Annotated in this window: 8 protein-coding genes; 6 read left to right on the top strand and 2 right to left on the bottom strand. The window is 40.4% G+C overall.

Annotated elements, in window-relative coordinates; genetic code table 11:
- The first annotated feature begins 89 nt into the window (after positions 1–89).
- The 3 genes from glgP (at position 90) to DWZ47_RS00030 (ending at position 4,651) form a co-directional block, all read left to right on the top strand.
- Entirely contained in the window at positions 90–2,648 is a 2,559-nt protein-coding gene (glgP, locus tag DWZ47_RS00040) for an alpha-glucan family phosphorylase (protein WP_004326384.1), read from the top strand.
- A 188-nt stretch (positions 2,649–2,836) separates the two neighbouring features.
- Entirely contained in the window at positions 2,837–3,607 is a 771-nt protein-coding gene (locus DWZ47_RS00035) for an arginase family protein (RefSeq protein ID WP_004306464.1), read from the top strand.
- Between the two features lie 174 nt (positions 3,608–3,781).
- Positions 3,782–4,651 (top strand): urea transporter, encoded by an 870-nt coding sequence (locus DWZ47_RS00030; RefSeq protein WP_008650018.1) that lies wholly within the window; start codon positions 3,782–3,784, stop codon positions 4,649–4,651.
- A gap of 464 nt (positions 4,652–5,115) precedes the next feature.
- Here DWZ47_RS00030 and DWZ47_RS00025 read toward each other — a convergent pair whose 3' ends face one another.
- Positions 5,116–5,520: a helix-turn-helix domain-containing protein gene (locus DWZ47_RS00025; protein ID WP_004299170.1), complete on the bottom strand. Its 405-nt coding sequence runs from the start codon at positions 5,518–5,520 to the stop codon at positions 5,116–5,118.
- A 15-nt stretch (positions 5,521–5,535) separates the two neighbouring features.
- Positions 5,536–5,955, bottom strand: coding sequence for a helix-turn-helix domain-containing protein (locus DWZ47_RS00020; protein ID WP_004299169.1), 420 nt, complete (start codon positions 5,953–5,955; stop codon positions 5,536–5,538).
- A gap of 542 nt (positions 5,956–6,497) precedes the next feature.
- On the opposite strand from DWZ47_RS00020, the gene DWZ47_RS00015 reads away from it, so the two are divergent.
- From DWZ47_RS00015 to DWZ47_RS00005, 3 genes are all read left to right on the top strand, one after another.
- On the top strand, positions 6,498–9,584 hold the full coding sequence (locus tag DWZ47_RS00015; protein WP_009040658.1) for a SusC/RagA family TonB-linked outer membrane protein: 3,087 nt from the start codon (positions 6,498–6,500) through the stop codon (positions 9,582–9,584).
- 15 nt (positions 9,585–9,599) lie between these two features.
- Positions 9,600–11,438, top strand: a complete 1,839-nt coding sequence (locus tag DWZ47_RS00010) for a RagB/SusD family nutrient uptake outer membrane protein (protein ID WP_004315230.1) — start codon at positions 9,600–9,602, stop codon at positions 11,436–11,438.
- Positions 11,439–11,682: 244 nt separating this feature from the next.
- Positions 11,683–12,168 (top strand): flavodoxin domain-containing protein, encoded by a 486-nt coding sequence (locus DWZ47_RS00005; protein ID WP_004306452.1) that lies wholly within the window; start codon positions 11,683–11,685, stop codon positions 12,166–12,168.
- The last annotated feature ends 108 nt before the right edge of the window (positions 12,169–12,276 follow it).

The raw sequence follows: 12,276 nt of genomic DNA, 5'->3' as shown, positions 1-12,276 counted from the left end.
CATCGGGAAACTACAAAGTTTTATCCGGTATGGATAATGCCCTATTATAAAATAAACAAGGAAATATAAACTATTTAATGTACAATGTTATGGAATATCCAAGTTATAATGTAAACACTCCTCAATGGAGGGAAATTACAGTCGGTTCACATCTTCCCATGGAATTGGGAAAACTTGCGGAAATAGCACGTAATCTATGGTGGACATGGAATGATGACGCCAAAAGTATGTATTGCGACCTAGATCCGGAGCTTTGGGAAGAAACGGAGCAAAATCCGATATTGTTCCTGGAGCGGATGAATTATGAGAAGCTGGTAACACTGGCACATGATGAGTTTTTTATCCGCAAGATGAATACCGTCTATACTGCTTTCAAGGAATACATTAATGTAGTTCCAGATCATAAACGTCCGTCAGTAGCCTATTTCAGTATGGAATACGGCTTAGACAAGGTCCTCAAAATATATTCCGGTGGTCTTGGAATACTTGCGGGCGATTACCTGAAAGAGGCATCAGACAGCAACGTTGACCTTTGTGCCGTAGGACTGTTGTACCGTTATGGCTACTTTGACCAGTCTCTTTCCATGGACGGGCAGCAGATTGCCAATTATGAAGCACAGAATTTCGGACAGCTCCCAATCGAAAAAGTGATGCAACCAGATGGAAAACAGCTGGTAATCCACATTCCCTACGCCGACAGCTTTATTGTACATGCCAATGTCTGGAGAGTCAATGTAGGAAGAATCCCCCTTTATCTACTGGACACGGACAATGAACTCAATAGCGAGTTTGACCGTCCAATTACCCACCATCTGTATGGCGGTGACTGGGAGAACCGGCTGAAACAGGAGATTTTACTCGGTATAGGCGGCATGATGACACTGAAAGCTTTGGGTATAGAAAAAGACGTATATCACTGCAATGAAGGCCATGCCGCATTAATCAACATTCAGCGGTTATGTGATTATATAGCCGGTGGTCTGGATTTCGGCCAAGCGATGGAATTAGTACGCGCTTCTTCTCTTTATACCGTACATACACCTGTACCCGCCGGCCATGATTATTTTGACGAGGGACTTTTCAACAAATACATGAAAGGGTATCCCGACAAACTGGGCATAACCTGGAATAACCTGATGGATCTCGGACGCCATAATCCGGGAGACAAAGGAGAACGTTTCTGTATGTCTGTATTCGCCTGTAAAACCAGCCAGGAAGTAAACGGAGTCAGCCTGTTGCATAAAACTGTGTCACAGGAAATGTTCGCTCCTATCTGGAAAGGCTACTTCCCGGAAGAGAATCATGTGGGCTATGTGACTAATGGCGTACATTTCCCTACTTGGTGCGCCACCGAATGGGAAAAGCTTTTCAAAGACAATTTTGATGAGAGCTTTATTCATGACCAGTCCAATCAAAAAATCTGGGAAGCTGTCTACGACATTCCGGACGAAGAAATATGGAATACCCGCCTGAAACTAAAAACCAAACTGATAGATTATATCAAAAGAAAATGCAGCAAAGACTGGCTTAGAAGCCAGATCGATCCGTCATTAACCATTTCCATTTTTGAGAAGTTTAACCCGAATGCCCTTCTGATTGGTTTCGGACGACGTTTTGCTACATATAAAAGGGCGCATCTTTTGTTTACCGATATCGACCGCCTGGCTAAAATAGTGAACAATCCGAAATATCCGGTACAATTCATCTTTACAGGGAAGGCTCATCCCAGTGACGGTGCCGGCCAGGGACTAATCAGGCAGATTGTGGAAATATCCCGGCGTCCTGAATTCCTAGGTAAAATCATATTTCTTGAAAACTATGATATGGATCTGGCAAGACATCTTATCGCAGGGGTGGATATCTGGCTGAACACTCCCACACGTCTGGCCGAAGCCTCAGGCACATCAGGGGAAAAGGCACTGATGAACGGTGTACTTAATTTCTCAGTGTTGGATGGTTGGTGGTATGAAGGCTATTGTAAGGATGCAGGATGGGCGCTGACCGACAAAAGTATCTACCAGAATGAACAATATCAGAACCAGCTGGACGCCGAAGCAATTTACTATCTATTGGAGCATGACATTCTTCCTGCATATTATGAACATGGAGATAAGGAGTATTCGGAAAACTGGATTAAGTACATCAAGAATTCAATCGCACAAATAGCTCCCCGTTTTACCATGAAAAGGCAACTGGACGATTACTATGAGAAATTCTATATCAAACTGTCGGAGCATTTCCACATTCTCTCTGCTGACAATAATGCAAAAGCCAAAATGATATCTGACTGGAAAACCGCTGTCCGAAACAGGTGGGATTCCATTGAAATCAAATCCATAAAAGCCGGAAACGGGTTGGATGCGACAATCGAAGCCGGAAAGGAATATGAAGTAACAGTTGTTGTCGATGAGAAAGGTCTGGATGATGCAATTGGAATTGAATTGGTCATTATTCAGCATGAAAGTGGTCAAGATCATATCTATGAAGTCATACCTCTTCCACTAGTTTCCAAAGACGGGAATCTATATACCTTCAAGGGGACATCTCAAATTTTTAATGCCGGAAGTTTCAAACAGGCTTTCCGCATGTATCCCAAAAATAATCTATTACCACATAGACAAGATTTTTGTTACGTCCGATGGTTTTAAAAAAAAGGGAGGTGTGTCATAATGAATAATAAAACGCAAATTATCGCAGAAATAATTTCATAAATCGTTGATTAATATATAAATATAATTGAAATAATCTGCGATAATTTGCGTTAATCTGCGTTTTGACACACTCCGCTTTTATACATGACAAGTTTCAAAGGTTATTCAATAAAAGATAAAGAACAATGAAACCGAACATTATTCTTATGAATTTCACTCATGTCTATGAGCAGGAAAGATTTATAAACGACATCCATTTCCAGTGGATAGATTGTACCGACCTAAACGGAACCAACTGCTACTGTGATGCAGAAGCAGCCAAAGTCATTAGACAAAGAATGGCCCCCTACTTACCTGAAGGAATACATTTCATTGATTCCGGTAACTATCATTATATCAGTAAATTTTGGACGGATAAAATAAAGACCCCATTCTCACTAGTTGTCTTTGATCATCATCCAGATATGCAACCTTCCTTATTTGACAATCTAATGTCATGCGGATGTTGGGTGAAAAAAGTATTGGATACAAATCCTTATCTTCAAAAAGTATGTATCGTCGGTGCTGCTGAAAAGTTGATCAAAGCACTGCATCCCAATTATGGAGAAAAATTAAAGTTTTATAGCGAAACAGAACTTTCTCACGAAGAAGGATGGAACAGATTCTCTCATGAACATCTGAATGAGCCTGTCTATATATCAGTGGACAAAGATGTATTGGACATAAAATCAGCAGTAACCAATTGGGATCAGGGTTCCCTATCACTGACCGAATTGGAGAAACTCCTCTCCATCATTCTAAAAAAAGAAGAAATTATCGGAGTAGATATCTGCGGTGAATGTTCCAGTTCTTTGGATGTTTTCCAAAAAAACAGAGAACTTTCAATTAACAGTAAGGCCAATAAGGAACTATTAAATCTATTCCTGTCCAATCAAAACGAGATTCATCCCCTATAAGTAAATCATTAACATAGTCATGAATATTATGCTTAGCACAATAATTAGTGAATTGACCGTACATGATAATTCCACATCTCTTTACACTTTTCTAATTCTCCATCTCTTAATATTGCTATTTTCAATAGAAGGTTGTACTTTTGTCATCATTTTATCAGTCAATCTTTTATACAAATGGTCTTTATACACAATTTATTACTTATTCTGGGACGTGGAATAGGACAAGTGATGTTTCAGAATAATGCGTTATCCGGATTATTCATGCTAATTGGAATATTTCTAAACTCATGGCAAATGGGAATACTAGCAGTCTGCGGTAATATAATAAGTACACTGACAGCCCATTTTTCGGGATATAAGTATGATGATATTAAAAATGGATTATACGGATTTAATGGAACTTTAGTAGGTATAGCAGTTGGCGTATTTCTACAATTATCGGTAGGAAGTTTAATCATGTTGATTATCGCTTCGGCCCTTTCCACATGGATTGCCTATTTTTTTAATCAGCAACGTTTAATTCCTGGCTTTACTGCTCCTTTCATTCTTGCTGTATGGGGAATGTTGGGAGTTTGCAGCTGGCTTATACCAGATTTACTATCAGTTTCCTATACGGTTATTGATACCACACAGAATATTAATTATTTCCAAGCCTTCTGCTTAGGTATAGGGCAAGTCATGTTTCAGGGAAATACAATTCTATCCGGATTATGTTTCCTTATAGGCATTTTGATTAATTCTCGAAAGGCAAGTCTCTATACTATCTTGGGAGCACTTCTTCCTATTCCCCTAGCCATTTTACTTGAAGTGGATGCTACAGACTTAAATGCCGGATTAATGGGCTATAATGGGGTATTATGTGCAATAGCTTTAGGAGGAACGGGCTGGAAAAGTGGCGTATGGGCAGGATGCTCTGTCTTACTGTCCACCGTATTACAGATTCTAGGAATGAGTTTGGGTATCACTACCTTAACCGCTCCCTTTGTTATATCTGTATGGATCATACTAATGATACAAAAAGTAATAAGAACGCAGAATAACTAAATTAGTCTTCAAATAAAAGTTTGTGATATTTTTTTTCAAAGAAAAAGATAAAAGATATCATCTTGTCACCCGAAATATTTGCTTTTGTATTATGAATACTACACCATAATGCAGTAAACTTAAAAATAGCATCCAAACTCCTTGAATTAAAAAGAGTTTGGATACCTCAACATTTACAGTAAAAAATATTATTTATAAAGTCTCAATCAGATCTTAGTTATGCTTACAACATAAAGGTGATAACTACCCATATAAACAACAGACAGAAGTGTATCACATAATTATGATAACATCATCTCATATCTTTTCACCCACAATCAGCAGCAATTTTTCATTTTCCCCTCTTAAAAACTTAATTTCTTCTTTCAACCAATCTATTTCCTTATTTTTTGAAGAAATCAATTCAGCTATCATTGCATCAGGAGTATAATTACGACTGATAAAATTCAATATCTTGGAGATATTTATTTCTTCTCTTTTTTTAAAGTTTCAAATTGCTCCTTTTGTTTATCCAACAGCTTTTCGAAAATCTCAATTACCTGTTCAACAGGAAAACTATTAAAGGTCTGATTATTACCTGTATTACTGACAGCACTTTTAACACCGCAATTCTCGTAGAAGTTATTCGTATTATACAAGATTGTCTCTTCATTAAAATTCTTCAGGCCATCTACAGTAACGCCTAATGCTGAAGCAATCTCGCCTAATCGTTCATCGTCAAACTTCTCTGTTTGTTCTATTTTTGAAACAGCCTGTTTCGTTATACCTAACAGATCACCGAGTTCCGCTTGAGTCATTCCCCGAAGCCGACGCACCCGTTCAATTTTTCTTCCCAGATGAATCGTATTTGTGTACTTTTCCGTTTCCATATTCCAGTCTGTTGATTATTTGCCCTGCTTTATGCACTCTCTTAGAATCTCTATTTTCTCCTGTTCACTTTTCAACAAGCGCTCATACAGTTCAACCACCTTTTCAAGAGGATTAATCTGTTGCGTATGAGCTGCATAAACAGTTGCTGTTGCTCCCGGAGAAATCGTGGCATCTTTATAGTTATTAATATTACAAATGGCTTTTTCAACATCAAAATCCTTGATGACATCAGTAGATATTCCCAAGACTTCAGCTATTTTTGTCAACAGTCCGTCTTCTATCTCATCTTGTTTCTCTATTTTCGAAATCTCCTGTTGACTAACACCCAGATCAGAAGCCAACGCTTCCTGTTTCATACCCAGATACACACGGATTCTTTGCAGATTGCGACCGACATGCCTTTGATTCACCTTGTCTTTTACTTTAATATCCATATCATTGTTGCTTTAGTAAATACATTGAGACAAAGATAATGAAAATAAAATTCGCAACTACATATCACCCTTTGAAAAAGACAGCTTTCTATCTGTTTCTCTTTTGAATATAACCTAATTAGATCTATTTTATCCCGGTCTTTATCATTTTTATCTACTTCTAAAACTTTACTACTGTAAAGTTTTAGACGGGTAAAGATTTAATCAACAACAATATTACCTTATAAAATCAAATATACAACAGGTAGTAAGAAACAACTCTGTCCTGATAAAAGTCAACTTTATTTTTTTCAATCCCCAGTTCTATATGCATAATTTTGCCCTGTCAGTTTTTTTACTGACATGAATCGTGGCGCCACATTCAAAACAGTAACAGAATAATGTTCAATTGGCATTGACATTCTGAACAATCATCATTTAACCAATAAAATCTAATAGCCTATGGGGTAAGTAAAGTCATTACAGTCGAAACATAGCTTTAAATCATCCTGAAATTTAGCTATCCAAAAACAAATTAGTAAACATACAATTAAACAAAAAGCATGAAATCATTTTCTGATAAAACAAACATAGGGGAGAATAATCCCCTAAAGACTGCTTATAGAATGAATTTTTACCTATTATTCCTATTAATAGGTTCATTATCGATACTTGGATCAACACGAGCTTATTGCCAACAGAGCAGAACGATCTCGGGTATAGTGAAAAACTCTCAAGGAGAGACGATTATCGGAGCGAATATCGTTGAAAAAGGTACCAGCAACGGGACGATTACGAATGTAGACGGACTGTTCACACTGCGCGTAGCGCCCAATGCAGTATTAAAGGTATCTTATATGGGATACACGGAGCAGGAAGTCAATACACGCAACAAGAACAAGCTGGAAATCATACTGACGGAAAATGCCAGACTGATTGATGAAGTAGTGGTGGTAGGATACGGATCGGTCAAAAAACGGGATTTGACGGGGGCGGTAACCTCCGTCAAAAGTGCAGAAGTACTGGCCGCTCCTACCAATAATGTGATGGAAGCCCTTCAAGGCAAGATACCCGGAATGGATATCACCAAAACTTCGGGACAGGTAGGAGGTGATGTCACTATCCTGTTACGTGGTTCACGATCTATTTATGGTAGCAATGAACCATTGTTTATTATCGATGGAATCCCCGGCAGTTATAGCCAAGTCAGCCCGTCGGACATCGAGAGTGTAGATGTGTTGAAAGATGCTTCTTCCACCGCCATTTATGGTTCCGCAGGAGCAAACGGCGTTGTCATCATCACCACCAAAAGAGGAAAAGAGGGAAAAGCGACCGTAAACTTCGATGCTTATTACGGATTCAGCGGTTCACCCAACTACAGACATGGGATGACGCGGGATGAATGGGTCACCTACCAGCAAGAAGCCTATAAATATAAAAACGGTGACTATCCTACCGATATGTCCGCTCTACTGGGGAAACAGGATTTTATAGATGCATACAACGACGGCAAATGGATAGACTGGATAGATGAAGTGTCGGGCAACACGGCTACCACACAGAAATACAGTCTTTCGGTCAGCAGTGGCACTGAAAAGACAAAATTATTTGCTTCGACTTCCTACAACCGGGAGGAAGGTTTACTTAATAACGAGAATCTGAACAGATATTCGTTACGCCTCAATCTGGATCAGCAGATATTTTCATGGGCAAAGGTGGGCTTTACCTCCAATTTAGTCTACCGGGACTTGAACTCCGGCGTGAAAAACACATTCACCAAATCTCTCTCCGCCATCCCGCTGGGTGATGCTTATACCGAAAAAGGGGAGATCAATCACGAATACATCACAGGACAATATTCCCCGATGAGTGATTTTATAGAGAACCAGTATGTAGACAACACACGTTCTACCTACCTGAATATGAGCGGCTATGTCGAACTAACTCCCGTCAAAGACCTGACTTTTACCAGTCGTGTCAATGGTACGTTGAACCACTCACGCCGCGGGCAATACTGGGGAGAGAAGTGCAATGCCAACCGTCCGTCTTATGCAGGTTCACCGCATGCTTCCATCACCAACAACAATGCCTGGAATTACACTTGGGAAAATATTCTCGCATACAACACAACCATCGCCAAAGACCATAATCTGGGAGGTTCACTGATTACTTCCTGGAATAAGAACCAGTCGGAAAGTAGCATGGCTGCCGCCAGCGGTCAGATGGTAGATCAATGGTCTTTCTGGCGACTGACATCGGGCACTTCCCAACATGTAGAATCCGACTTCGCACAGACGCAGAAAATGTCTTTTGCCTTCCGTCTGAACTATTCATACAAAGGCAAATACCTATTTAATTTCTCTACGCGGTGGGACGGTGTTTCACAATTCTCCACCGGACATAAATGGGATGCTTTCCCCGCAGGCGCACTGGCGTGGAGAATATCAGACGAGGCATTTATGGAAAAGACACGTAGTTGGCTAGACAACCTGAAGTTGAGAGTGAGCTACGGCATCACGGGTAACTCGGGAGGAACCACCGCATACAGCACCACAACACAAGCATACGTATATACCGCTTCGGGAATTTCCATTAATGGGAAGATTGTTCCTTTCACGCAATACTCCGGTACTTACGGTAGTTCCGATCTCGGCTGGGAGAAGTCATACAACTGGAATGTGGGGTTGGATTTCGGCATCCTGAACGGTCGCATTGACGGATCAGTAGAATGGTTCAAGACAACCACCAAAGGATTATTATTCAAACGTACATTGCCCATCACCAGCGGTCTGACCGGATGGGGATCGCCTCTGGCCATCTGGCAGAACATCGCCCAGACCAGTAACCAAGGTGTGGAAGCAACGATCACTTCGCACAACATACGGCATAAAGATTTCACCTGGAACACCACTTTATCCGTCACCTGGAACAAGGAACAAATAGACGATCTGCCTGACGGTGATCTGATCGCCGAAAACCTGTTTGTCGGTGAACCGATTAAAGCTATTTACGGATATAAATATACCGGAATCTGGGGAACCGATACTCCACAGGAAACATTGGATGCCTACGGCGTAAAACCCGGCTTCATCAAGATAGAAACCTTAGACCAGAAAGGTGATGGAGGTATGCATAAATACAGTACGGAAGACCGGCAAATTCTAGGACATTCCAATCCGGACTGGATCATCGGATTCAGCAATTCCTTCACCTACAAGAATTTTGATTTATCCGTCTTTGCCATGGCGCGTTACGGACAGACAATCAACAGTGACCTGCTCGGTTATTATACCGCCGAACAGAGCGTAACCAAGAATCAACTGGCAGGCGTAGACTACTGGACAGAGGATAATCAAGGAGCCTATTTCCCCCGTCCCGGAACGGGAGACGAACAAAAAACCGTATATCCTTCATTAAGAGTGCGCGACGGCTCCTTCATTAAGATTAAAAATATCACGCTGGGATATACACTACCCGTCAATATTTCCCGCAAAGTTTTAATGGAGAAATGCCGTATTTATGCCACAGCCTACAATCCGTTCATCTTTGTAAAAGATAAGCAGTTGAAAGATACTGATCCCGAAACCAACGGTTCGGATGCATTTCCTACCTACCGGCAATTTGTTTTTGGCGTTAATTTGACATTCTAACAAAAGATTATAATCATGAAAAGGATATATATAAAATTCATATTTTGCAGTGTGCTGTTCTCGGCCTTATCTCTACATTCCTGCACCTTGGAGGAATACAACCCGGGCGCATTTACCAAAGAGGCTTTGGCTACTTCCATCGATGGATATGAAACCCTGATTAACCAGTGTTATTTTGCTATGGAAAGGTTTTACTACGGTTCTGCGGACTGGATGTCACTGACTGAAGGCGACACCGATCTTTGGACGTATAAAGCCAACGAATCAACAAGTTACACACAGTGGTTCTGGTTTTTCGCAGGAACATCACCCAATACGACTTACACCAATAATTGGTGGAACGGGACATACGACGGTGTGGGAGCCTGTAACGAAGCTATCGCATTAGGAGACAAACCTCCTTACACCACGGAAGAGGAGCGGAATGCCAAGATTGCGGAAGCCCGTTTTCTTAGAGCTGTCTATTATTTCAATGCTGTGGAACAATTCGGAGCAGTGACGATGCTCACAGAACCGATAACAGCGGAAACACTGACTTACTCACCCACCCGTACCGATCCGATGACTATCTACCAGGAAGTAATCCTGCCCGATTTAAGATTCGCATCCGAATGGTTGCCAACAGGTACGCATGCAACTACTACCACCCCGACGAAGAAAGCCGCTCTCGGTTTTCTGGCTAAAGCCTGCTTGCAGACGTACGAATATGGAAGCACCGAATATTTGCAGGAAGCTCTGGATACAGCCAAGAAATTGATTACCGATTGCGAAACTGGCGGTGGAAAATACAATACGTATATGTATCCATCGTATAGCGAAGTGTTTAAAGAGAGCAATAACTGGGAAAACAAGGAAGCTCTCTGGAAACATCGCTGGTATGCAGGAGCAGACGGTCACGGATCAAGCAACGGAAACTACAAGTTGAACCGCAACGACGAATACTTCTTATGCAATATCAATAAATTCGGTGCACGTGAAGACAATCAGGAAACACGCCTTACTTGGGAAGGCTCAATTACCGGTATCTTTATGCCCACACAGCATTTATTGAGTTTATATGTACAGAAAGACGGAACATTGGACCCCAGATTTCATGAATCGTTCACTACAGAGTGGAACGCGAACAAGAATTACACGTGGGATGAAAGTGCCGTCCACATGTATGACAAGGAAGAAACCGTCATTGGCAAAGCTCTGAATAAAGGTGATTTAGCCATTAAATTCATCATGCCGCAGGACATCGATTATGCGACAGAGAAACAAAAAGAACACATTTCTGATTATTTGCTAATTGATTATCATCATGTATATAGTGATGACAATAATAATGTGAACATGAATTATGCTTATACAAACGTCACTGGCAATTACAAAAATGACGGCACAAATGAGAACCAATTCCGCTACTATTATCCATCACTGAATAAGCATAACAGCAGCAATTATTATGTAGCCAATGCTTCCAAACAGAGAAACGGTAATCTGAATGCAACGTTTATCATGCGCATGGCAGAAGTTTATTTGATTGCGGCAGAAGCTGATATTTACCTGAATGGTGGTGCGAATGCAGCCGGTTATATCAACAAGGTTCGTGAACGTGCCGGAGCAAATCCGCTTACAGGGAGTATTACGGTGCGTGATATCTTAGATGAAAGAGGCCGTGAACTTTGCGGAGAATATTGCCGCTTCTACGACTTGAAACGGACAGGAATGTTTAAGAACTCGGAGTATCTGGAGAATACTCATCCGGACTTAGCACAATTCTTTCACCCGAATTATGCATTACGTCCCATTTCAACTACATTTACTGCAACAATCACCAATGGCAGCGAGTATCAAAATCCGGGATATTAAGTAGGAATTTCAATATGTACAGGTATTATGGAATCAATCTTGGCACCTGTACATTAATTATATATTAAGAAATGCTCCCTATCTCGTTTTGAGATGGGGAACATACTTTTCAAATATGAGAAAAACAAGATATAGATTAATTATATCGAAAACTGTTTGCTAGTCAGAATAAAGTCTCTACCTTTACAAAGGATAACCATGTCACTTATTAGTGGCTATTTAAAACCGCTTATGCCTGTTGAAAATGAAAACAGCTATCATATATTATTCAAAACATGGAACTACCGAGCGAGTAACACACCTTATCGGAGAAAAGTTGACTAATAAAGTTGACTACATCTCATTAAAAGAGTGTCCGAGACCTGATATTCGAACTTACGATCGAATAATTCTCGGAACAGCCATTTATGCGGGCTCTCCAAACCGAAAAATTACTCAATTCTGTCACAATAATCAACTGTTATTAGAGCAAAAAGTAATAGGGTTATTCATCTGTTGTATGAACGAAGAGCAAGAAGCGGAAGAAATGAATAAGGCTTTCCCGGAGTTCTTGCAGAGATTATCGATTCCCAAAGCCATTTTAGGTGGCGAGTTTCAGTTTGACAAAATGAATTTCATCGAAAGATTTTTGACGAAGAAAATAGCGAAAGTAAATTCTTCCGTTTCGAAGCTGAGATATGATGCTATAAATGAGTTTACAAGTCAGATAAAAGATAATCATTTATGGTAACTTCTTGAGTTATCTATTGAGCAACTTTGTATTCAAATAATAAATAGAATGGCCGTATGAGGTTGTGTCAAAACGTTGGCACAACCTCTTTTATATTTTACAGTTCTG

The organism is Bacteroides sp. AF32-8BH, assembly GCF_003435205.1.
Taxonomy (GTDB): domain Bacteria; phylum Bacteroidota; class Bacteroidia; order Bacteroidales; family Bacteroidaceae; genus Bacteroides; species Bacteroides ovatus.
This window is presented reverse-complemented; position numbering and strand designations above follow the sequence as displayed.

What these genes read in the sequence shown, in the direction of transcription:
- glgP (WP_004326384.1), top strand. Translation starts at nt 90, where the DNA reads ATGGAATATCCAAGTTATAATGTAAACACTCCTCAATGGAGGGAAATT.
- DWZ47_RS00035 (WP_004306464.1), top strand. Translation starts at nt 2,837, where the DNA reads ATGAAACCGAACATTATTCTTATGAATTTCACTCATGTCTATGAGCAG.
- DWZ47_RS00030 (WP_008650018.1), top strand. Translation starts at nt 3,782, where the DNA reads ATGGTCTTTATACACAATTTATTACTTATTCTGGGACGTGGAATAGGA.
- DWZ47_RS00025 (WP_004299170.1), bottom strand. Translation starts at nt 5,520, where the DNA reads ATGGAAACGGAAAAGTACACAAATACGATTCATCTGGGAAGAAAAATT.
- DWZ47_RS00020 (WP_004299169.1), bottom strand. Translation starts at nt 5,955, where the DNA reads ATGGATATTAAAGTAAAAGACAAGGTGAATCAAAGGCATGTCGGTCGC.
- DWZ47_RS00015 (WP_009040658.1), top strand. Translation starts at nt 6,498, where the DNA reads ATGAAATCATTTTCTGATAAAACAAACATAGGGGAGAATAATCCCCTA.
- DWZ47_RS00010 (WP_004315230.1), top strand. Translation starts at nt 9,600, where the DNA reads ATGAAAAGGATATATATAAAATTCATATTTTGCAGTGTGCTGTTCTCG.
- DWZ47_RS00005 (WP_004306452.1), top strand. Translation starts at nt 11,683, where the DNA reads ATGAAAACAGCTATCATATATTATTCAAAACATGGAACTACCGAGCGA.